Origin of the sequence: Clostridium sp. AF23-6LB (assembly GCF_003461085.1) — a bacterium.
Taxonomy (GTDB): domain Bacteria; phylum Bacillota; class Clostridia; order Lachnospirales; family Lachnospiraceae; genus Coprococcus; species Coprococcus ammoniilyticus.
The window spans coordinates 280,623-302,078 of the sequence record NZ_QTWK01000003.1; the positions used below are offsets into that span (position 1 = coordinate 280,623).

At 40.1% G+C, this 21,456-nt stretch carries 20 protein-coding genes; 2 read left to right on the forward strand and 18 right to left on the reverse strand.

Going from position 1 to position 21,456, the window contains the following annotated elements:
* Window positions 1–108: 108 nt before the first annotated feature.
* From DWY07_RS08340 to recA, 7 genes are all read right to left on the reverse strand, one after another.
* Window positions 109–957, reverse strand: coding sequence for a formate/nitrite transporter family protein (locus DWY07_RS08340; RefSeq protein WP_117822664.1), 849 nt, complete (start codon window positions 955–957; stop codon window positions 109–111).
* Window positions 958–1,210: 253 nt separating this feature from the next.
* Window positions 1,211–2,089, reverse strand: coding sequence for a site-specific tyrosine recombinase XerD (gene xerD, locus DWY07_RS08345; RefSeq protein ID WP_117822666.1), 879 nt, complete (start codon window positions 2,087–2,089; stop codon window positions 1,211–1,213).
* 166 nt (window positions 2,090–2,255) lie between these two features.
* Window positions 2,256–2,750, reverse strand: a complete 495-nt coding sequence (locus tag DWY07_RS08350) for a hypothetical protein (RefSeq protein WP_147340246.1) — start codon at window positions 2,748–2,750, stop codon at window positions 2,256–2,258.
* A 133-nt stretch (window positions 2,751–2,883) separates the two neighbouring features.
* On the reverse strand, window positions 2,884–3,423 hold the full coding sequence (locus DWY07_RS08355; protein WP_117822670.1) for an NUDIX hydrolase: 540 nt from the start codon (window positions 3,421–3,423) through the stop codon (window positions 2,884–2,886).
* Between the two features lie 88 nt (window positions 3,424–3,511).
* A complete protein-coding gene (gene rny, locus DWY07_RS08360) occupies window positions 3,512–5,068 on the reverse strand; it encodes a ribonuclease Y (RefSeq protein ID WP_021943791.1) in 1,557 nt (518 codons plus the stop codon).
* Window positions 5,069–5,211: 143 nt separating this feature from the next.
* The gene (locus DWY07_RS08365) at window positions 5,212–5,817 is read right to left on the reverse strand and encodes a RecX family transcriptional regulator (RefSeq protein ID WP_117822672.1); all 606 of its coding nucleotides are present in this window, start codon (window positions 5,815–5,817) and stop codon (window positions 5,212–5,214) included.
* A gap of 19 nt (window positions 5,818–5,836) precedes the next feature.
* The gene (gene recA, locus DWY07_RS08370; RefSeq protein WP_117822674.1) at window positions 5,837–6,868 is read right to left on the reverse strand and encodes a recombinase RecA; all 1,032 of its coding nucleotides are present in this window, start codon (window positions 6,866–6,868) and stop codon (window positions 5,837–5,839) included.
* Between the two features lie 321 nt (window positions 6,869–7,189).
* Here recA and DWY07_RS08375 point away from each other — a divergent pair, with 321 nt between their 5' ends.
* A complete protein-coding gene (locus DWY07_RS08375) occupies window positions 7,190–8,437 on the forward strand; it encodes a nucleotidyltransferase family protein (protein WP_173783594.1) in 1,248 nt (415 codons plus the stop codon).
* A gap of 7 nt (window positions 8,438–8,444) precedes the next feature.
* Here DWY07_RS08375 and eno read toward each other — a convergent pair whose 3' ends face one another.
* From eno to gap, 8 genes are all read right to left on the reverse strand, one after another.
* Window positions 8,445–9,734 carry a phosphopyruvate hydratase gene (gene eno / locus DWY07_RS08380; RefSeq protein ID WP_021943787.1) on the reverse strand — a complete coding sequence of 430 codons (1,290 nt, stop codon included), beginning with the start codon at window positions 9,732–9,734 and terminating at the stop codon, window positions 8,445–8,447.
* A 208-nt stretch (window positions 9,735–9,942) separates the two neighbouring features.
* Entirely contained in the window at window positions 9,943–10,368 is a 426-nt protein-coding gene (mscL, locus tag DWY07_RS08385) for a large conductance mechanosensitive channel protein MscL (RefSeq protein ID WP_021943786.1), read from the reverse strand.
* An 18-nt stretch (window positions 10,369–10,386) separates the two neighbouring features.
* A complete protein-coding gene (gpmI, locus tag DWY07_RS08390; RefSeq protein ID WP_117822679.1) occupies window positions 10,387–11,931 on the reverse strand; it encodes a 2,3-bisphosphoglycerate-independent phosphoglycerate mutase in 1,545 nt (514 codons plus the stop codon).
* 17 nt (window positions 11,932–11,948) lie between these two features.
* Entirely contained in the window at window positions 11,949–12,782 is an 834-nt protein-coding gene (locus tag DWY07_RS08395; RefSeq protein ID WP_117807624.1) for an ABC transporter ATP-binding protein, read from the reverse strand.
* A 10-nt stretch (window positions 12,783–12,792) separates the two neighbouring features.
* Window positions 12,793–13,566 carry an ABC transporter permease gene (locus tag DWY07_RS08400; RefSeq protein ID WP_117807625.1) on the reverse strand — a complete coding sequence of 258 codons (774 nt, stop codon included), beginning with the start codon at window positions 13,564–13,566 and terminating at the stop codon, window positions 12,793–12,795.
* Window positions 13,567–13,825: 259 nt separating this feature from the next.
* Window positions 13,826–14,578: a triose-phosphate isomerase gene (tpiA, locus tag DWY07_RS13380; RefSeq protein WP_021943782.1), complete on the reverse strand. Its 753-nt coding sequence runs from the start codon at window positions 14,576–14,578 to the stop codon at window positions 13,826–13,828.
* A 78-nt stretch (window positions 14,579–14,656) separates the two neighbouring features.
* Window positions 14,657–15,868 carry a phosphoglycerate kinase gene (locus tag DWY07_RS13385; protein WP_117807626.1) on the reverse strand — a complete coding sequence of 404 codons (1,212 nt, stop codon included), beginning with the start codon at window positions 15,866–15,868 and terminating at the stop codon, window positions 14,657–14,659.
* Window positions 15,869–16,014: 146 nt separating this feature from the next.
* On the reverse strand, window positions 16,015–17,052 hold the full coding sequence (gene gap / locus DWY07_RS08415) for a type I glyceraldehyde-3-phosphate dehydrogenase (RefSeq protein ID WP_021943780.1): 1,038 nt from the start codon (window positions 17,050–17,052) through the stop codon (window positions 16,015–16,017).
* A gap of 416 nt (window positions 17,053–17,468) precedes the next feature.
* On the opposite strand from gap, the gene DWY07_RS08420 reads away from it, so the two are divergent.
* A complete protein-coding gene (locus DWY07_RS08420) occupies window positions 17,469–18,284 on the forward strand; it encodes a histidinol-phosphatase HisJ family protein (RefSeq protein WP_117822681.1) in 816 nt (271 codons plus the stop codon).
* Window positions 18,285–18,474: 190 nt separating this feature from the next.
* Here the strand turns inward: DWY07_RS08420 and mnmA are convergent, their stop codons facing one another.
* The 3 genes from mnmA to nifS form a co-directional block, all read right to left on the reverse strand.
* On the reverse strand, window positions 18,475–19,563 hold the full coding sequence (gene mnmA / locus DWY07_RS08425; RefSeq protein ID WP_117822862.1) for a tRNA 2-thiouridine(34) synthase MnmA: 1,089 nt from the start codon (window positions 19,561–19,563) through the stop codon (window positions 18,475–18,477).
* A gap of 75 nt (window positions 19,564–19,638) precedes the next feature.
* On the reverse strand, window positions 19,639–20,079 hold the full coding sequence (nifU, locus tag DWY07_RS08430) for a Fe-S cluster assembly scaffold protein NifU (RefSeq protein WP_117822683.1): 441 nt from the start codon (window positions 20,077–20,079) through the stop codon (window positions 19,639–19,641).
* 99 nt (window positions 20,080–20,178) lie between these two features.
* Window positions 20,179–21,366: a cysteine desulfurase NifS gene (gene nifS / locus DWY07_RS08435; RefSeq protein ID WP_117822685.1), complete on the reverse strand. Its 1,188-nt coding sequence runs from the start codon at window positions 21,364–21,366 to the stop codon at window positions 20,179–20,181.
* Window positions 21,367–21,456 lie beyond the last annotated feature (90 nt).

A 21,456-nucleotide genomic window follows, 5' to 3' on the forward strand; every position in this document is an offset into this window, starting at 1 on the left:
TTTCTAAATATATGTTGACATATAGTATTTTATAATTACAAAAAAAGACCTTGTAGTTATATATAACTACAAGACCTTTTTAACATATCCAAAATGCTGTTTTCTTTTTTATTTTTCTTTCTTATCAAGCACCAGATGCGCCGCATACAGTCCCAGTGATACGACGATGCCGCCACCAATGATATTACCAAGCGTAACCGGCAGCAGATTATGAACAAAACCGCCAACTGTAAGTGTATCTGAAATCTGTGCTGATGTATATCCATAAAGCTCACAGGCTTTATCTAAATATTTGCTGTTGCCTGATGCAATGATTCCTGCCGGAATGTAGTACATATTTGCAACACAGTGTTCGAACCCTGAGATAACGAAGATCAAGATTGGGAAAAATGCTCCAAACAGCTTACCGATCAAATCTTTCGCTGCACTACTCATCAATACTGCGATACATACTAAAATATTACAAAGGATACCGGAAAAGATTGCTTTGCTGATATCAATATCTGCTTTACCCATGGCAACCTTGATCGTGAATGCTCCAAGTGCTCCATCTGAGTAATCATACTGACCAGAAGCATATACACAAGCTGCTGTCAGTATAGAGCCAAGCATATTGCTGAAATATACAACAACCCAGTTTTTTATCATCTGTAATGCTTTGATCTTATGGTCTGCAAGTGCCATTGTCAGCATACAGTTTCCTGTAAATAACTCACCGCCGGTTACAACTAACATCATAAGACCGATCGGGAAAACCAAGCCTGTTAATGTTCTTGCAACGCCTACACCTGTCAGATTATGAGCTGCAAGGTTTGACCCCTCTGCTCCGATCGCAATAAACATACCTGCGAACATACCAAGTAATATCATCTTAAGCAGACCCATGTTTGCTTTATTGATGCCTGCCTTTATATTATTTTCCAGAATCTGTACCGGTGAGTAATAATTGTTCTCCATTTTTCTTTCTCCTGTCGTTCTACACTTTTAAACTTTTATCAACCGAAAGGATTATATTCTATTTTACAGACAAGATGCAACTATTTCCATGTACTTTTTTTCGTACAATCCATACTTTGCTGCGTATTAACATTGTATACGGCACAACCGCCCACAAATATGTTTTCTGCTATGTTCATTCCGCAACTTATGCTTTGCCCAGCCAACAAGCCCGTCGACTGACATTTATCGTTTTCTGCTATATTCATTCCGCCTATGCCCGCGGATGTGCTTTCTGATATTCCTCTTTTAAGCGACTCTGCCTGCTGTTCAGATAAATCTGTGTCGTTGAGATATCTGCATGTCCCAACATTTCCTGTACAGCCTTTAAATCTGCACCGTTATTTACAAGATGTGACGCAAACGAATGACGGATCATATGTGGTGTAATATCCTTATCTATTCCTGCTTTATCGGCATATACCTTGATAATCTTCCAGAAGCCTTGTCTGGTCATCGGTGTTCCCTTGCAGTTTGAGAATAAATATTCTGAATTCTTACACATATCGACTCGAACATTCGAGATATAATTATCAAGTGCGCGCTGTGCTGAATCTTCGATTGGAATAATTCTCGACTTTCTGAGGTCATGGCATTCAATGTAACCCATCTTCAGATTCACATCTGTAATCTTCAATGTAACAAGCTCCGATACACGGATTCCTGTCGCATATAACAGCTCTAACATTGCCCGGTCACGAATCTCCTTCGGAGACTGGTCTCCCGGCTGGTCAAGAAGCCGGTTCACTTCCTCTATCGTTAAGATATCCGGCATTTTCTTTTCAATCTTTGGAGGCTTGATATTAACTGACGGGTCATCCATCAGTATTTTCTCCCGAAAAAGAAATCCAAAAAATGACTTGATCGAAGCTATGCTTCTTGATACAGTAGCCATTGATTTTCCGTTTTTTTCTAAATACAGAACATAAGTGTTGATATTTGTCTCATTTATCGAACGAATATCCTCTGTTCCATTCTCCCGGTAGAAATCAGAAAACTTCACAAGATCGCGCTGATAAGAAGCTACTGTATTTTCACTTGATTTCTTAATATTTTTGAGATAATCAACATATTTCTCTATGTAAATTTCCACGCATTTTTCCCCTTATTATGTAGACTAAATATCATTATAAATACAAATTTCTATAAAATCAAACATAATTTTTATAAGCAAAATCAAGGTTTTTTCGTAATTTCTTTGTTTTTACCAAATCATGTGTCTATACAGAATTATGTATACCACATGTAGTAAAACTTTTTCAAAAAAATTTCAGAATTTTTACTTCCAGAATAATATTCAGTAATAAAATTGTAACAATAATTGCCGTTCCCCAAAAAGAATTATGCAATCTGACAACCATAGCAGCAATCTGACTCATCCCTTCTCCTGTTGTTCCACATATAATTTTAACAACAATTGCATATAATCCCACAATAATCAAAACAATCATATAAAATGCAAACGCACACAACATAGTTCCGTTCATCGCATATAGTGAAACCATCATACCGGTGATCAGTCCGGATATTCCCATAAGAGCACCATCGGATGCTTTATCCGGAACAAGCTTCAAAAGAGCTACAACCGCTACCAGCTCCACGATTCTTTTACAGATCAAAGCGATCAGTTCCTGTTTTCCGGTCTGTATACCTGTCTGGTCTAATATCTCCTGCACATTTAATTGTGTGTTTACAAGCAAGGTTCCAAGGATCAGGCCGATCCAGAACATTGCCCATATAAATTTACGTTTCATATCATCCCCCCTCGTATACATATGTTTTCCTGTCCCAATATATGCAACAAACAATAAAACCACCATTCTCATCTACTATGATTCGTCTGGATATACTCATGGTGATTTATTTTTGCTATACTGCATCTGGTATTTATTTCTTCATTTGTTCTACAGCATATGCCAGGATTGCAATAATAGTTTTTGAATCAACGATCTCTCCTGTCTGTATCATAGTCATGGCTTCTGCCAATGAAAGCCGCCGGATTCGGATAAATTCTTCCGGATCCAGTTGTCTGATTCCCTTTTTCAGATCGGTTGCAATATAAATATAGGTCTGCTCATTACTGGTACCGATCGCAAGATATGTCTTTGTTACAAATCGAAGTTCCTGTGCAATATATCCGGTTTCCTCTTCCAATTCCCTGACTGCGCACTGACCCGGATCTTCTCCCTCATCCATACAGCCGGCAGGAACCTCTAAGGTTATATCATCTACCGCATTTCTATATTGACTTACCAGGATCAGGTTTCCATCCTCATCCACCGGCAAGACACAACAGCCATCTACATGATTGACCAGATCATATACTACATGTTTTCCATCCGGCAGTCTCAAATAATCATTATATACATCAAATATATGAGCATGATATGCCAGTTCTTTTTTCTCTCTGATAAATTTCTGATCCATCTGTTGCCTCCCAGCTATCCATATTTTTTCATATTTTTCATTCACTAAAAAAGCCTGTGGAACATTTTATTCCACAGGCTGAAAATAATTACTTAGCATAATCTACAACGCGAGACTCTCTTATGATATTAACCTTGATCTGTCCAGGATATTCCAGCTCATTTTCAATCTGCTTTGCAATATCCCTTGCAAGTAATACCATATCGGAATCATTAACGTGTTCAGGAACAACTATTACTCGAATCTCTCTACCTGCCTGAATAGCATATGTCTTCTCTACACCCTTATAGGAGTTTGCAATATCCTCCAGTTTCTTAAGACGTGTAGTATAAGTCTCCAGAGTCTCTCTTCTAGCACCCGGTCTTGCTGCTGAGATTGCATCTGCAGCCTGTACAAGACATGCTATCAGGGATTCTGGTTCAACGTCGCCATGGTGAGCTTCTACTGCATTTACAATAATCGGTGATTCCTTATACTTTCTACATAAGTCAGCACCAATCTGTACATGAGAGCCTTCCATATCATGATCTACAGATTTACCGATATCATGAAGTAATCCGGCACGTTTCGCAACTTTGACATCGACACCTATTTCTCCGGCCAATAAACCACATAAATGTGCTACTTCGATAGAATGCTTTAATGCATTCTGTCCATAGCTTGTTCTAAACTTCATCTTACCAAGAAGTCTCACTAATTCAGGATGAATTCCGTGAATGCCAACCTCAAGGGTTGCTGCTTCACCTTCTTCACGCATCATGGTTTCTACTTCCTTCTGCGCTTTTTCTACCATCTCTTCGATTCTTGCCGGATGGATTCTTCCATCGACAATCAGCTTCTCAAGTGCAATTCTTGCAACTTCCCTTCTAACAGGATCAAAGCTTGAGAGAATAACTGCTTCCGGTGTATCATCAATGATCAGATCTACACCTGTCATGGTTTCAAGAGTACGGATATTTCTACCCTCTCGACCAATTATTCTACCCTTCATCTCATCGTTAGGTAACTGTACCAGTGAAATTGTTGTTTCTGCTACATGATCCACTGCACATTTCTGGATTGCAGATACAACATATTCCTTTGCCTTCTTGTTCGCTTCTTCTTTAGCTCTGGTTTCTAATTCCTTGACCATAACTGCTGTTTCATGTTTTACTTCATCTTCAACAGTTTTTAATAAGTATTCCTTCGCTTGTTCAGAGGTTAAACCTGAAATTCTTTCCAGTTCCTGTAAACGTCTTGCCTGAAGCTCTTCTACTTTTGCCTTCTGCTTTTCAAGCTGACCTTCCTTGGATGCAAGACTTGCTTCTTTTTTCTCGATAGCTTCCGTCTTACGGTCGATACTTTCTTCACGGGCGAGAACTCGTTTCTCCATTCGTGAAATCTCTCCACGTCTGTCCTTGACTTCTTTTTCAAGGTCATTCCGCGTCTTCAAAGCATCTTCTTTTGCCTCAAGCAAAATCTCACGCTTTTTCGCTTCAGCATCCTTCTGAGCTTCATCTATAATCTCCCTTGCTGCTACTTCTGCCTTACCAATCTTCGCTTCTGCAATATTTTTTCTATATGCAATAGCAATAAACCATGTGGCAACGATACATACAACAAGGATGCAAATATAAATGATTATCCACGCAATATCACCACTCACAGGAGCACCTCCTTATTAAGTTTTCATTGTACACTTATACAACTATTTAAGTTTAATATTTTTTACTAATTATGTCAAGTGAAAACAAACAAAAACAACAATTTTTCGCCCTGTTTTCTGTGCAACTTTTCTTATATTACTGACTACCCCATTTCTAATATTTCCGAGATACAGGAAGCAACCAGACGATACGAATATCCCTTTCGGACAAGAAATGCTGTTACTTTTTCTCTTTTATCTGAAAGTTCCGAAACCGGACATTTTTTCCGGATCAGTTTCTCTACGATCTCTCTTTCATCCGGAAGCTGGTTTTCTTCAAATGCCTGTTCAATCCATTCATTCAATATTTTCTTGGATGACAATGCAAATGTGATCTCTCGTCTGCTTTTCCTTTGGATATGACTCCGGACATAAACTGATGCATATCTGGCATCGTCAATATACTTATATTTTTTTAGTTTATCAAGCGTCGTATCGATCACTTCTTCATCATAGCAAAGTTTCTTTAACTTCTGCCGGATGTCATATTCACATTTTTCAGAATACTTAATAGCTGTAACCGCCTTGTTCATCGCACGTTTAAAGAAATATTCTGACCGGAACTGCTGCATTTTCTCTGCATCAGTTTCTGATCCGACCGTCAGCTTCAATCTTCGTATATCAGATGCATATAACGGACCAAACGCCTCATAATCCAGATACAGACAGCTTCTCTTATCATCAATCTTCTTAATATCTGTTACAAGCATATATACAGGCACCCTCTACTTATTCTGTTTCTGTTTCCTCTGCATCCTCAGTTTCAACTAAGCCAAGCTTCTCACGGATCTTCTCATCGATCTCAGCACAGATAGCCGGATTCTCTGCAAGAAATGCCTTTGCATTCTCACGTCCCTGTCCGATCTTATCTCCCATATATGCATACCATGCACCGGACTTATCTACAATATCATTTGCTACTGCCAGATCCAGGATATCTCCTTCACGGGAAATACCTTTACCAAACATAATATCAAATTCAGCCTCTTTGAACGGAGGTGCAACCTTGTTCTTCACAACCTTTACTCTGGTACGGTTACCAACGATCTCTCCACCCATCTTCAGAGTATCAATTCTTCTGACATCCATACGAACAGATGCATAGAACTTCAATGCACGTCCACCGGTTGTTACTTCCGGATTACCAAATACAACACCAACTTTCTCACGAAGCTGATTGATGAATATTACAACACAATTTGTTTTGCTTACGACTGCCGTCAGCTTACGAAGTGCCTGTGACATCAGTCTTGCATGAAGTCCCATATGAGAATCTCCCATCTCACCATCGATCTCTGCCTTTGGAACAAGGGCTGCAACCGAATCGACAATGATCACATCTACTGCACCGGAGCGCACCATTGTCTCTGTGATCTCAAGTGCCTGTTCACCGCAATCCGGTTGTGAGATATAGAGGTCATCAATATTGACACCGATATTCTTCGCATATACAGGATCCAATGCATGTTCTGCATCAATAAAGCCAGCAATACCGCCACGTTTCTGTATCTCTGCAACAATATGTAATGCAACTGTTGTCTTACCACTAGACTCAGGTCCGAATACTTCTATAATTCTTCCTCTCGGAACTCCACCAAGTCCAAGTGCAATATCAAGGCTTAATGATCCTGTTGGTATTACTTCTATATTCATATTGGCTGAAGAATCTCCTAACTTCATAACAGATCCTTTACCATACTGCTTCTCAATCTGTGCTAACGCTGCATCCAGCGCTTTCTTCTTATCATCATCTTTAATCATCTTTCAAACTACCTCCATAAACAAATGTTCGATTCCTGTTATTATACTACTCAACTTTTATCGAAATGTCAATCCTTAATCTATGATCTTGCGGATATTTTTCATTTCTGTATTTCTAACAGTCTTTTTCTACCTTTCTATACCATACTACCTGTTATGCGTAAAATATCGTACATCATTTTCAAAAACGCAATAAAAAAGTGCATCAAAACCGTAGGGACAAAGCCCTATCTTCATGCACATTCCAATTATATCATACTTTACAGAAGAAAAAATATAAAATATAATTTAGAAAATATATTTTATTTCAGGAGGAATTTTATGCTGACTGCAGGTATCATTACAGAATATAATCCATTTCACAATGGACATCGCTACCAGATCGAACAGACTCGTTCCGAACTTGACTGTTCTCATATTATTTCTGTTATGAGCGGTAATTTTCTTCAAAGAGGACTTCCTGCTGTCTGCAACAAATTTATGCGTGCCGAAATGGCTGTTGCCTCCGGAGTCGATGCGGTATTTGAGCTTCCGGTTGTCTATGCAACAGCAAGTGCAAAGGATTTTGCTTATGCGGGTGTCGACCTTCTGAACAAACTGAACACTGTAGATTATCTGGTTTTTGGTGCGGAATGTGATGATCTGGCTCTTCTGGAATCTGTAGCTGAAATTCTGATCGATGAACCAGCCTCATTTTCTGCATGTCTGAAAAAAAATCTGTCGGAAGGAATGTCCTATCCGTCAGCACGGGCAGATGCCATAAAAAGCTGTTGTCCTGCCGGTGCTGATCTTCTGAAGGAACCAAACAACATCCTTGCAGTCGAATACCTGTCAGCTCTGAAGAAAACACATTCCTCTATAAAACCATATGTTATAAAAAGAATCTCTACAGGATATAACAGTAATGATATCACCGGATCAATCTGCTCTGCTTCTGCGATCCGCCATTTATTACAGGAAACCTGTCCAACCCATATCACAGAATCGGATGCATTATTTAAAACCTTTTACCAGGTTCTTCCAACCGCCTCTGCCGACCTGTTAAAGACAGACTATCTGCATACCTATCCGATTTTTGAAGATCACTTAACATCTATTCTGCAGTACTGTCTGATCATGCAGAACGATGCTCCCGATACCGTCGATATGACAGAAGAACTCTATAACAAACTGAAGAAAACAAAACTTCTGCAGTCATATGCTGCAATTGCTGAATCCTTAAAATCCAAAGATCTTACCCAGACAAGGATCAACCGTGCATTGCTCCATTTTATTCTGGACATCCGGAAGAATACTATGTCCATGTATAAAGAAAGCGGCTGGAATCACTATGGACATATCCTTGCGTTGAACCAATCCGGATCCGATGTGATCCGTCAGATTAAGAGAAACAGTGACCTTCCTGTCTTTACAAAGCCGGCAGATGGCATCCGTTTCCTTTCCGATACCGGCCGTTTACTATTTGAACAGGATATCAAAGCAACGCGCTTATATAACGCTGCTGTCTATGCCGTCTATAAAACAGAATTACCGGACGATTTTACCGCCCGGCTTCCTGTTCGTTCTTAATTGGTGATCATTCCATTCCGTATATGGAATTTTTGCCAAGCTCCTCTTCAATCCGGAGAAGCTGGTTGTATTTCGCTGTACGTTCGCTTCTGGCTGGTGCTCCGGTCTTGATCTGTCCGCAATTCATAGCCACAGCCAGATCCGCAATAAATGTATCCTCTGTTTCCCCGGACCGATGGGAAATCACCGACGAATATCCGGCTTTATGAGCCGTTTCCACAGCATCCATTGCCTCTGTCAGAGTTCCGATCTGGTTCACCTTTACCAGGATTGAATTTGCAATTCCATCTTCAATTCCATTTTTCAGCCGTTTTTTATTTGTAACAAAGAGATCATCTCCAACTAACTGGATACGATTTCCAAGCCGGTATGTCAGAACCTTCCAGCCATTCATATCATTCTCATCCAGTCCGTCTTCGATCGAATAGATCGGATATCTTGTCACCAGATCCTCATAGAACTGGACCATCTCCTCTGAATTCCTCCGGATCTCCTTTCCGGTCATCCTGGATTCTCCCGGAAAGATATACCGGTCAGAAGCTACGTCATATAATTCCGATGCTGCCGCATCCATTGCGATCTGTACATCGACTCCCGGATTATACCCGGCTTTTGCGATTGCCTCCACTAACAGATCCAGCACTTCATATGTGGTTGCAAGATTCGGTGCAAATCCACCTTCATCTCCAACTCCTGTGCTCAGATTTCTGACATTCAATTCAATCTTCAGCGTATGATAAATCTCACAGGCGATCTCCATTGCCTCCTTAAAGGATTCTGCCCCTACCGGAGCAATCATAAACTCCTGAAAATCAACAGTATTATCCGCATGCTTTCCACCATTTAATATATTCATCATCGGAACCGGAAGACGCTTTGCATTCACTCCACCAAGATACCTGTAAAGCGGCATTCCAAGTGCCAGCGAAGCCGCCTTGGCACAGGCAAGGGATACACTCAGCATGGCATTTGCACCATATCGTGTCTTATTCTCAGTTCCATCTGCCTCGATCATAATACGGTCAATATCAATCTGTCTTGTTACATCCATTCCGATCAGTTTATCTGCAATTCTGTTATTTACATTATTGCAGGCTCCGTAAACCCCCTGTCCCATGTAACGTTTTTCTTCATCCCGAAGCTCATGCGCTTCGTATTGTCCGGTGGATGCACCGGACGGAACCATTGCCCTACCCTTGCATCCACATGCCAGCGTAACATCGGTCTCAACTGTAGGATTTCCTCTGGAATCAAGTATTTCTCTCGCTTTAATTTCAATAATTTCCAATCTGTTCATGTGATTCTCCATTCTGCCTTTCTATCCGTACAATTATTGGCAAATTTTATTCTTTTATAGTATTCACACTTTTTTCCAAAGTATTCATCTTATAAAAAATACCTGCCGGATAAAGCATCTGTAACTATGCTTCTCCGGCAGGTATTTTTTATTTGTTTTTATATTGTTACTCCGTTCTGTGTCCATATAACACAGAATATCATTCTTTTTATTCTTCTGCTTTTACAGTTGGCTCTACGTCAGATGTACAATACATACATTTTGTAGCCTTAACATCAATGTCACCATAACAATATGGACATTTTCTTGTTAAAGGTGCCGCAACTTCCTCTTTCTTTCCAAGAGATAACAGCTTTTTAATTCCTTTCATCAGAAGGAAAATGATAAATGCCATGATGATGAAGTTGATCACTGCTGTAATGAACGAGCCATAATCAATATACTGGTCTCCCAGCAAATGAATCTTGCCCTGTACTTCGGCACCACCGATACATCCAATGAGTGGATTGATAAAACAGTCTGTCAGTGAAGTTACCAGTCCTGAAAAAGCACCACCGATGATAACACCGATCGCCATATCCAGAACATTTCCCTTTAATGCAAATTCTTTAAACTCCTGAAAAAATTTCTTCATTTGTCTGTCCTTCTTTCATTATTTCTTGATAAGAAGTGATTTACCTGTCATTTCCTTAGGCTGTGGAAGTTCCATGATTTCAAGAAGTGTTGGAGCGATATCTGCAAGACATCCACCTTCTCTTAAACCATAGCCCTCATCATAATTTACAAGTACGAATGGTACCGGATTTGTTGTGTGGGCTGTATGTGGTTCACCAGTTTCATAATTGATCATCTGCTCAGCATTACCGTGGTCTGCACAGATAAATAATACACCATCTGCCTTCTTAACTGCCTCAACTGCCTTTCCTACGCAGGCATCAACAGTCTCAACTGCCTTGATCGCTGCAGGGATCACGCCTGTATGACCTACCATATCAGGATTTGCAAAGTTAATAATGATCACATCGTATTTATCAGAACCGATAGCATCTACCAGCTTCTCACATACTTCCGGAGCACTCATTTCAGGCTGGAGATCATATGTTGCAACCGCAGGGGACTTAACAAGGATTCTGTCTTCGTTCTTATTTGGTTCTTCTACGCCTCCATTAAAGAAGAACGTAACATGTGCATACTTCTCTGTCTCTGCAATACGAACCTGTGTCTTACCATTCGCTGCAAGGTACTCACCAAATGTATTGTTGATTTCTTCTTTCTTGAATGCAACGATCTTGTTTGGTATAGACTCATCATAATCTTTGAAGCATACATATACCAATGGAAATCTTCCGTCTGGTCTGTTGAATCCGTCAAAATCGTCACAGCAGAATGCTCTGGTGATCTCTCTTGCTCTGTCTGGTCTGAAGTTAAAGAAAATAACGGAATCATTTGGCTTTACAAGTGATACCGGCTTACCATTCTCTGTAATAACGGTAGGAAGGATAAACTCATCATATACTTCCTTGTCATAAGATGCCTGTACTGCAGCAACAGGATCTTCTGCCTGTACACCCTCACCTGTTACAAGTGACTTATATGCAAGTTCAACACGATCCCATCTGTTATCACGATCCATAGCATAATAACGACCGGAAAGGGATGCAACCTTACCTACACCAATCTTCTTCATCTCTGCGATCAGTTCCTCTAAGAAGCCCTTTCCTGATGCTGGAGCTGTATCTCTGCCATCGAAGAATGGATGAACATATACATTTTCAAAATTATGTTTCTTACATAACTCAAGAATTGCATACAGATGTGTATTATGGCTGTGTACACCACCACTGGATAATAGTCCCCATACATGAAGATCGGAATTGTTCTTCTTACAGTTCTCGATTGCTTCTAACATCTCTGCATTCTCAAAGAAATCGCCATCCTGAATGGACTTTGTAATTCTTGTTAATTCCTGATATATAATTCTTCCTGCACCGATATTCATATGACCAACTTCTGAGTTACCCATCTGTCCGTCCGGAAGTCCAACTGCAAGACCGGAAGCAGCACCCTTTACATAAGGATATTCAGCCTTAAGCTGATCCATAACAGGTGTATTTGCCAGTGCGATTGCATTGCCTTCTGTCTTGTCACTAATTCCATAACCATCAAGTACCATTAAAACTACAGGTTTTTTACTCATTATTTTTCTCCTTTTAATTATTTTTCTTTCTTATCAGCAGCCTTTTCCTCATCTGCCTTTTTTTCAGAAGCCTTTTTTCCAGCATCTGCTTTTTTCTTCTTTGGCTTAGCAGGAATCGCGATCATTTTCGTATATTCCTCTGATATTGTATCAATATCGCCAATGGATTTCAATGTTCCATGATCCAGGATCATTGCTTTATTACAGATCCGTCGTACCTGTTCCAGAGAATGCGAAACAAATAATACTGTTGTTCCGCCTTCCATAAGCTGCATGATCTTCGCTTCACTCTTCTTCTTAAATCTGGCATCACCCACGGATAATACTTCATCCAGAATCAGAATATCCGGATTTGCAATCGTTGCAATTGAAAATCCCAATTTTGATTTCATACCAGATGAATAATTCTTGATTGGGACATCAATAAAACGACCAAGCTCCGAAAACTCAACGATTTCATCATACTTTTCTTCCAGATAACTCTTGGAATATCCAAGCACTGTACCATACAAAAAAATATTTTCCTTTCCAGTATACTGTGCGTCAAAGCCTGCTCCTAATTCCAGCAACGGAACAACCTTTCCATGCTTGATCACATGTCCTTCTGTTGGCTTATATACACCGGAAATAACCTTTAAAAGGGTACTCTTTCCTGCACCATTTAAGCCGAGGATTCCCAGCCTGTCACCCTTGTCCAATGAAAAGCTGACATGCTTTAATGACCAGAATTCATCATAACTGATCTGTCGTTTTATTGATTTAATTATATACTCTTTAATATTATCAACCTTTTCACTGCTCAGGTTGAACTTCATGCTTACATCATCAACGATCAATGCTTCCTTGCCCATGTCTGTCTCCTTAAATATGAAGAATAAATTCGTCCTGTTTCTTATAGAATGTATATGTTCCGATCAAGATTGCAAAAACAGAGAAAACGAACGCATATAACATATAATTCCAGTTTAACGGATCACCCAGAAAACATGCTCTAAAATTATGGATGACGCAATATAACGGATTATATTTTAACAGCCAGCTAAATCCACTCTTTAATAATCTCTGTGGATAATAGAAAATCGCACATGTATACATAATGATCATCAATACAACATCCCACAAATATTCCATATCACGGAAGAATACCGTAACCGTCGCAAGTACCATGCCTACTCCAAATGTAATCATCAGAAGCAGAATAAGCGGAAGGATAACCAGTAATAATGACCAGGTTGGCTTCACATGACAAAATACCATCAATGGGATCATAACAATCAGCGAAATCAAAAATATAATATAGTTAAATAATACGGAAGACATCGGATACAGATACTTCGGAACATATACTTTCTTGATCATACCTGCATTTGACCGTATCGATTTTGCACAGGCTTTTGTTCCGCTGCTGAAAAATGAATATAACAGACGACCGCTCAAAATATAAACCGGGAAGGTTTTATTGCTGTTATCAAATAACGTTCCAAATACGATCGTCAATACGATCGTTGTCAAAATAGGCTCCAGCAAAGACCATAAGATTCCAAGATATGAACGCCTGTACTTTAACTTAATACCTTTTTTTACCAGTTCCTCAAGCAGATATCTTCTGCTCCAGAATGTCTTTAAATATTCCATAGTCAATTCCTTTTCTGCGTATTTGTTCAAAAATCGTTTGAATTATATCACAGTTATACATAATCGTCAACGAAGTATACTTTTCGTAAATGTACAAAAAAATCCCACAAATCTATTCATTTCGTATGAATAATAGAATAACAAAAAATACCGCGGACACCAGGCAGTCATATTATTGGCCACCCGATCCCTCACGGTATCTTTTTTACCAGATCATTTTCCTGATTTTACAGATTCAATATGAAATCCGGCATTAAAATTACTTATTGTAGTTTACGATCTTTCCAAAGTCAGCCTTCAGTGAAGCACCACCTACAAGTCCACCATCAATGTCAGGCTTTGCAAGAAGCTCTGCTGCATTACCAGCGTTCATAGATCCACCATACTGGATTCTTACAGCTTCTGCTGTGTCTGTATCATATACTTCAGCGATGCAGTCACGGATTGCCTTACATACTTCCTGTGCCTGATCGGATGTAGCAGTCTTGCCTGTTCCGATAGCCCAGATTGGCTCATAGGCGATTACCATGTTCTTAACCTGATCTGCTGTGATATCTTTCAGATCACTCTTGATCTGAAGACGGATGAAGTCAAGTGTGATACCCATTTCTCTCTGCTCTAATGACTCACCACAGCAAAGGATAGGTGTAAGACCTGCTTCAAATGCCTTCTTAACTTTCTTATTTAAGAGACAGTCACACTCTTTGAAGTAGTCACGACGCTCTGAATGTCCGATGATGACATACTTAACACCGGCGTCAACTAACATTTCTGCTGATATCTCACCTGTGTATGCACCCTTTTCTTCGAAGTACATGTTCTCAGCACCAACTTCTACATTTGTGCCTTTAACAGCTTCTACTACAGGTACAATATCAATTGCAGGTACGCAGTATACAACATCTACGTCATCATTTGCAACTAATGGCTTTAACTCTTCACATAATTTTACAGCCTGGCTTGGAGTCATGTTCATCTTCCAGTTACCAGCGATGATTTTCTTTCTTGACATGTCTTTTATCTCCTTGAAAATATTATTTTCATTATCTGTATATTCTTCCATCCGATCCAGATGGAGCATGTACATAATTTATTTGTCGTTTGCAGCAGCAACACCTGGAAGTTCCTTACCCTCTAAGAATTCAAGGGAAGCTCCACCACCTGTTGAGATGTGGCTCATCTTAGAACCATATCCTAACTGGTTAACAGCAGCAGCAGAATCACCACCACCGATGATAGTTGTAGCATCTGTCTCAGCAAGAGCAGCAGCTACAGCCTTTGTACCAGCAGCAAGTGTAGGATTCTCGAATACACCCATAGGTCCATTCCATACAACTGTCTTAGCTGTCTTAACAGCATCTGCATATAATTCGATTGTCTTAGGTCCGATATCACAGCCCTCTTTGTCTGCTGACATCTTGTCTGCATCAAAGATCTCTGTCTCAACCGGAGCATCGATTGGATTAGGGAAATCGTCGATCATAACGGAATCAACCGGAAGTAATAACTTCTTACCAAGTTTCTCAGCCTTTTCCATCATTTCCTTACAGTAGTCGATCTTAGATTCGTCAACTAATGACTTACCGATCTCATATCCCTTTGCCTTTAAGAATGTATACGCCATACCACCACCGATGATCAGTGTATCGCACTTCTCAAGTAAGTTAGAGATAACATTTAACTTGTCTGCAACTTTTGCTCCACCAAGGATAGCTACGAATGGTCTTACCGGATTCTCTACTGCATTTCCAAGGAAGTCGATCTCCTTCTGCATTAAGTATCCAACAACCGCTGTATCAACAAGACCTGCAACACCTACATTTGAGCAGTGAGCTCTGTGAGCTGTACCAAATGCATCATTTACAAATACATCACAGATAGAAGCAAGATCCTTAGAGAATGCTTCACCGTTCTTTGTCTCTTCCGGTCTGAAACGTGTGTTCTCAAGTAAGATAACTTCGCCATCTTTCATAGCTGCTACAGCTTCTCTTACCTTTGGTCCAACAACTTCAGGCTCAGCAACAAACTTAACTTCCTGTCCAAGAAGCTCTGAAAGTCTTACCGCAACCGGTGCAAGAGTCTTTGTCTTCTTATCTTCTTCTGTCTTAACCTTGCCAAGGTGTGAGCAAAGAATAACCTTTCCACCATCAGCAATTAATTTCTTGATTGTAGGAAGTGCTGCTACAAGACGGTTCTCGTCTGTGATCTTACCTTCCTTTAATGGTACATTAAAGTCACATCTGCAAAGGACACGCTGTCCCTTTACATTAATATCATCTACTGATTTTTTGTTTAATGACATTACTATTAAACCTCCTGATTTTTATACTTTTATCTTCATATTTGTTACAGAACGCAAATACATCTCTGTAAAAGAAATATAGGGCCCGGTCCATGAAGACCGGACCCCTTGTAAGGTCAAATTAATTACTACAATTTGTCAGTCAATTATGCTAACTCTGCGAAGTACTTAATTGTTCTAACCATCTGGCTTGTGTATGAGTTCTCATTATCATACCATGATACAACCTGAACCTCATATAAGTCATCAGCGATCTTTGATACCATTGTCTGAGTTGAATCAAATAATGAACCATATCTCATACCGATTACATCTGATGAAACGATAGGATCTGTGTTGTAACCGAATGACTCTGATGCAGCAGCCTTCATTGCAGCGTTGATTCCATCAACTGTTACGTCAGCACCCTTAACAACTGCTGTAAGGATTGTTGTTGAACCTGTTGGAACTGGAACTCTCTGAGCTGATCCGATTAACTTACCATTTAACTCTGGGATAACAAGACCGATAGCCTTAGCAGCACCTGTTGAGTTAGGAACGATATTAGCAGCACCTGCTCTTGCTCTTCTTAAGTCGCCCTTTCTGTGTGGTCCGTCAAGAATCATCTGATCGCCTGTGTAAGCGTGGATTGTTGACATGATACCTGACTGGATTGGAGCATAATCATTAAGAGCTTTAGCCATTGGTGCAAGACAGTTTGTTGTACATGAAGCAGCTGAGATGATCTGATCCTCTGCTGTTAATGTATCCTGGTTAACTGAGAATACGATAGTCTTAAGATCATTTCCTGCTGGAGCTGAGATAACAACCTTCTTAGCACCTGCATTGATATGGGCCATTGACTTTTCCTTTGAGCAGTAGAAACCAGTACACTCAAGAACTACGTCAACACCAATCTTACCCCAAGGAAGATTGTTTGCATCTGCTTCCTTGTAGATTGTAAGTGTCTTACCATCAACTGTGATTGTGTTAGCCTCATCATCAGCTGAAACTGTATGAAGGTTCTCACCAATCTTACCACAGTAACCACCCTGTGCTGTATCGTACTTGAGAAGATCTGCAAGCATTGAAGGCTTTGTTAAATCGTTGATTGCAACAACTTCATATCCTTCTGCTCCGAACATCTGTCTGAATGCGAGACGACCAATACGTCCAAAACCATTGATTGCTACTTTTACTGCCATTTTTTATTCCTCCTAAGTTTTGAATAATAAAAGTATTTATAATATACTGCAAAGCGCAGTAATTAATCGTGCTATTCACACAACAAAATCATACCTAATTTGTGTGTAAATTTCAAGTCTTTCTCAAAAAAAAATTGTCCAATTCACGCAAAAATAAACAAACACTATATTGCAAAATGTACAAAGAATCAACTTTTTATGATATTTTCATATTTATTTCAACCATTTAACCCTTTTTTCGAAATATTTCACACATGATTCTTGTGTTGCCGATATATACTTCTTTTGTAAGATTATTTCTTATCTTCTGTTTTTATTCACTATTTTTTCCGTTCCTGCAGGTGTGTTTTATTTCCTGACGTGCTATAATAATATCAATTTTCACAATGTTAACATCTAACAGGAGGTTTTTACATATGAAGCTTTGCGATCATCATTTACATTCCGAATTTTCCGATGATTCTGAAACAGAACTTACAGATATTGTTGAACAGGCACTGCACCTCGGCATGTCTGAGATCTGTATTACAGATCATCATGATATTGATTATCCAAAAGACGAGGAAGGTCATACCTTTCTGTTAGATACAGACCGGTATATTTCTGCTGTAAGAAAGTTGCAGGAACAGTACAAGGATAAACTTACGATCCGCCTCGGTGTCGAACTCGGCCTGATGTCTCATATCGCAGACAAGATCATTGCCTACACAGATAAATATCATGATTTTGACTTTATTATAGGTTCTTCTCATCTTGTATATGGCAAGGATCCCTACTATCCCGCTTACTATGAAGGACGTTCGGAAAAAGAAGCACTGCTGGAATATTTTGAATCCATTCTTGCAAATGTGCAAACCTTTGATAATTATTCCATATACGGTCATCTGGACTATGCCGTCCGTTATTGTCCATCCGGCGAAGCAGCCTTCCGCTTTTCTGATTATGCAGATGTCTTTGAAGCAATTCTGAAAACAATCATCGAACATGGGAAGGGCATCGAGATCAATACCGGAAGCCTGTATAAAAACATGACTTATGCACATCCTCATCCGTCTATTCTTAAACTCTACAAGGAGTTAGGTGGTGAGATCATCACTGTCGGAAGCGATGCACATATTCCAAAATACATCGGCTATGACTTTGAAACCTATGCCAGAGACATCCTGACCGCCACAGGCTTCCACTATTACTGCACCTTTGAACAGATGAAGCCTGTATTTCATAAATTATAAAAATGAGGTTTATATGACAAAAATGACACCGTTGTAGATTTTACTACATAGAATCACACTGTTCTGTCACATATTCACTATTATGCAGCAAGCCTCGTTCGAGGCCGGTACTTAGCAAGCTGCTATATGGCAGAACCATTAACGATTCTTTAAACAATAAAATCCACAACAGTGTCATTTTTTATAATCCCTATCGTATAATCTCTTTTATTGTACCGCCTCCGACGATATAGTCATTTTCGTAAAAAACAACCGCCTGTCCTTTGGTGGCTGCCCGAACCGGTTCGTCAAATACAACACGAACCCTGTCATCATCCAACATATAAATTCTGCATGGCACACCCTTATGTGCATACCGGATCTTTCCGATCACCTGCATCCCATCTTCCGGGTGCTCGACAGACATAAAATTGGTCTTATCTGCGATCAGTTCTTTTGAAAAAGTATCTGCATTTTCTCCGATCACCACTTCATTTGTCTCTGGGATAATATCCACAACAAATACCGGGTGTCCCATTGCAAGTCCAAGTCCCTTCCGTTGTCCGATTGTATAATGGATTATCCCTTTATGTGTACCAAGGACTTTTCCATTCATATCTACAAAATTTCCCGGTACTGCCTTTAAGCCCTCTTCCCGTTCCAGATATCCGGCATAATCACCATCCAGTACAAAACAGATATCCTGACTGTCCGGTTTATTTGCTACCTGGATACCGATATCTGCGGCAATCTGCCGGATCTGTGTCTTATTATATTCTCCAACCGGCATCAACGTCTTTGATAACTGATCCTGTGTCAGATTATAAAGTGCATAGGTCTGATCCTTCTCGATTCCTTTTGCCACGTGTAAGGTATATCTGCCATTTGGAAGCTGTTCCACTCTTGCATAGTGTCCGGTAGCAATGTAGTCTCCACCGATACTTAACGACCTCCTTAACAGCGACTCCCATTTTACATACCGATTACATGCGATACATGGATTCGGAGTTCTTCCGTTCCGGTATTCATCTACAAAATAGTCAATGACGTATTTTCGGAAATCTTCTTTAAAGTTCATTACATAATAAGGAATCTCAAGCTGTGCAGCTACTCTTCTCGCATCATCTACCGCCGACAAGCCACAGCAACCGCCATGCTCACTGATCTGATCTGCATCCTCATCCTGCCAGATCTGCATGGTCACACCGATCACGTTATATCCCTGTTCTTTTAAAAGATATGCGGCTACAGAAGAATCCACGCCTCCTGACATACCGACACATACTGTCTTTTTATCCATCTTATCTTCCTTCCTGCAATTCCTGCTTGCAGTATAGAACCGGATTTCTCCGGCTGTCAAGTATCCAAATACTGTTTAATCTTCCAGTTCTCTCACCATCCGGTCTTCAATATCCTGTACCGACCTTATAAGTCCCGGAATCTTGATTCCAAGTTTTTCTGCATAGTCCCACAACGCTGCATGCAGTGTTTCTTCTGCAAGCAAAGAACAATGTTCTTTTTCCGGCGGAAGTCCATCCAATGCTTCCATAACCGCTTTATTTGTAAGCTTCATTGCCTCGGCAACTGTTTTTCCTTTAATCATCTCCGTTGCCATGGAACTGGATGCTACTGCAGCTCCACATCCATAAGTCTTAAATTTGCAGTCTATGATCACCTGCTCCTCATTAATTTTCAGATACAACCGCATCATATCCCCGCATTTAGCATTTCCAACCGTACCGATACCGGAGGCATCCTCAATCTCTCCGACATTTCTTGGATTCTGGAAATGATCGATCACTTTATCACTGTACATATCTTTCTCCTTCACACTTGGGGCGTTTTATCTCACATATTTCACAATTGCATTCTTATATTCACTCCGACCGAATCTGATCTTTCATTTTTAACAATCTTACTGTATATGATTTTTCTTGACATAATCCTCATATAACGGTGACATATTACGTAGATTTGTAATGATCCGTTTCAGATTATCGACAACCGCATCCATTTCTTCTTTCGTATTCTCATATCCAATGGTTAGTCTCAGTGAACCATGTGCGATCTCATGCGGAAGTCCGATCGCAAGCAGCACATGAGAAGGATCAACCGAACCCGATGTGCAGGCAGAGCCACTGGATGCACAGATACCCGCCATATCTAGCATGATCAGAATGGATTCTCCCTCCACGAACTGAAAGCTGATATTGACATTATTTGGCAGTCGTTTCTTTGAATGTCCATTCAGTCTGGTATACGGGATCTCCTTCAATATCCGTTCGATCAGATAATCTCTGAGCTCCGTCTCCTTTTTCATCCGTTCTTCCATTTCTGCCATTGCAATCTCACACGCTTTTGCAATACCTACGATTCCCGGTACATTTTCTGTACCGGCTCTGCGTCCCCGCTCCTGCTGGCCACCATGAATAAAGCTCTTTAACTTTAAACCTTTTTTGATATATAAAAAACCAATTCCCTTTGGCCCGTTAAACTTATGTCCGCTCGCACTTAACATATCAATGTTCATTTCATCTACGTGAATCGGGATCTGTCCAAATGCCTGAACTGCATCCGTATGAAACAAAATACCGTGTCTGTGTGCGATCTCTCCAATCTCTTTTATTGGTTCAATCGTTCCAATCTCATTATTTGCAAACATGATCGAGATCAAAAAAGTATCCGGCCGGATGGCCGCCTCAAGTGTATTCAGATCAACCAATCCATTTTCATCTACATCCAGATAAGTTACATCATACCCTCTATTCTGCAGATACTTGCAGGTATGCAGGATAGCATGATGCTCGATTTTTGTTGTAATGATATGTCCCCCATGTACTCCATAGGCTTCTGCCGTACATTTTAATGCCCAGTTATCAGACTCAGAACCACCGGCTGTAAAATAAATCTCTTCCGACTTTGCACCAAGTGCTCCGGCTATCGTCTCTCTTGCCTCTGTCAGTTTATTTTTATTATTTGCCGCAAATCCATAAACACTGGATGGATTTCCGAATTTATCGGTAAAATATGGCAGCATTTCTTTTAAAACGTCCGGATGAACTGCCGTCGTTGCTGCATGATCGAGATAGATCAAATCACTCATTTCATTTCCTTCTTTCTGATTCTTTATGTACCATATCTATATCCCGAACCGTCGTTTTCTATTGATCCTTTATGAAACATTCTGCTATTT

What these genes read in the sequence shown, in the direction of transcription:
- nifS (WP_117822685.1), bottom strand. Translation starts at nt 21,366, where the DNA reads ATGAGTGATTTGATCTATCTCGATCATGCAGCAACGACGGCAGTTCAT.
- mscL (WP_021943786.1), bottom strand. Translation starts at nt 10,368, where the DNA reads ATGAAGAAATTTTTTCAGGAGTTTAAAGAATTTGCATTAAAGGGAAAT.
- DWY07_RS08355 (WP_117822670.1), bottom strand. Translation starts at nt 3,423, where the DNA reads ATGGATCAGAAATTTATCAGAGAGAAAAAAGAACTGGCATATCATGCT.
- nifU (WP_117822683.1), bottom strand. Translation starts at nt 20,079, where the DNA reads ATGTACAGTGATAAAGTGATCGATCATTTCCAGAATCCAAGAAATGTC.
- gap (WP_021943780.1), bottom strand. Translation starts at nt 17,052, where the DNA reads ATGGCAGTAAAAGTAGCAATCAATGGTTTTGGACGTATTGGTCGTCTC.
- tpiA (WP_021943782.1), bottom strand. Translation starts at nt 14,578, where the DNA reads ATGTCAAGAAAGAAAATCATCGCTGGTAACTGGAAGATGAACATGACT.
- DWY07_RS08400 (WP_117807625.1), bottom strand. Translation starts at nt 13,566, where the DNA reads ATGGAATATTTAAAGACATTCTGGAGCAGAAGATATCTGCTTGAGGAA.
- DWY07_RS08420 (WP_117822681.1), top strand. Translation starts at nt 17,469, where the DNA reads ATGAAGCTTTGCGATCATCATTTACATTCCGAATTTTCCGATGATTCT.
- mnmA (WP_117822862.1), bottom strand. Translation starts at nt 19,563, where the DNA reads ATGGATAAAAAGACAGTATGTGTCGGTATGTCAGGAGGCGTGGATTCT.
- gpmI (WP_117822679.1), bottom strand. Translation starts at nt 11,931, where the DNA reads ATGAGTAAAAAACCTGTAGTTTTAATGGTACTTGATGGTTATGGAATT.
- DWY07_RS08340 (WP_117822664.1), bottom strand. Translation starts at nt 957, where the DNA reads ATGGAGAACAATTATTACTCACCGGTACAGATTCTGGAAAATAATATA.
- eno (WP_021943787.1), bottom strand. Translation starts at nt 9,734, where the DNA reads ATGAACAGATTGGAAATTATTGAAATTAAAGCGAGAGAAATACTTGAT.
- recA (WP_117822674.1), bottom strand. Translation starts at nt 6,868, where the DNA reads ATGATTAAAGATGATGATAAGAAGAAAGCGCTGGATGCAGCGTTAGCA.
- DWY07_RS08350 (WP_147340246.1), bottom strand. Translation starts at nt 2,750, where the DNA reads ATGAAACGTAAATTTATATGGGCAATGTTCTGGATCGGCCTGATCCTT.
- DWY07_RS13385 (WP_117807626.1), bottom strand. Translation starts at nt 15,868, where the DNA reads ATGTCATTAAACAAAAAATCAGTAGATGATATTAATGTAAAGGGACAG.
- DWY07_RS08375 (WP_173783594.1), top strand. Translation starts at nt 7,190, where the DNA reads ATGCTGACTGCAGGTATCATTACAGAATATAATCCATTTCACAATGGA.
- DWY07_RS08365 (WP_117822672.1), bottom strand. Translation starts at nt 5,817, where the DNA reads ATGCTTGTAACAGATATTAAGAAGATTGATGATAAGAGAAGCTGTCTG.
- DWY07_RS08395 (WP_117807624.1), bottom strand. Translation starts at nt 12,782, where the DNA reads ATGGGCAAGGAAGCATTGATCGTTGATGATGTAAGCATGAAGTTCAAC.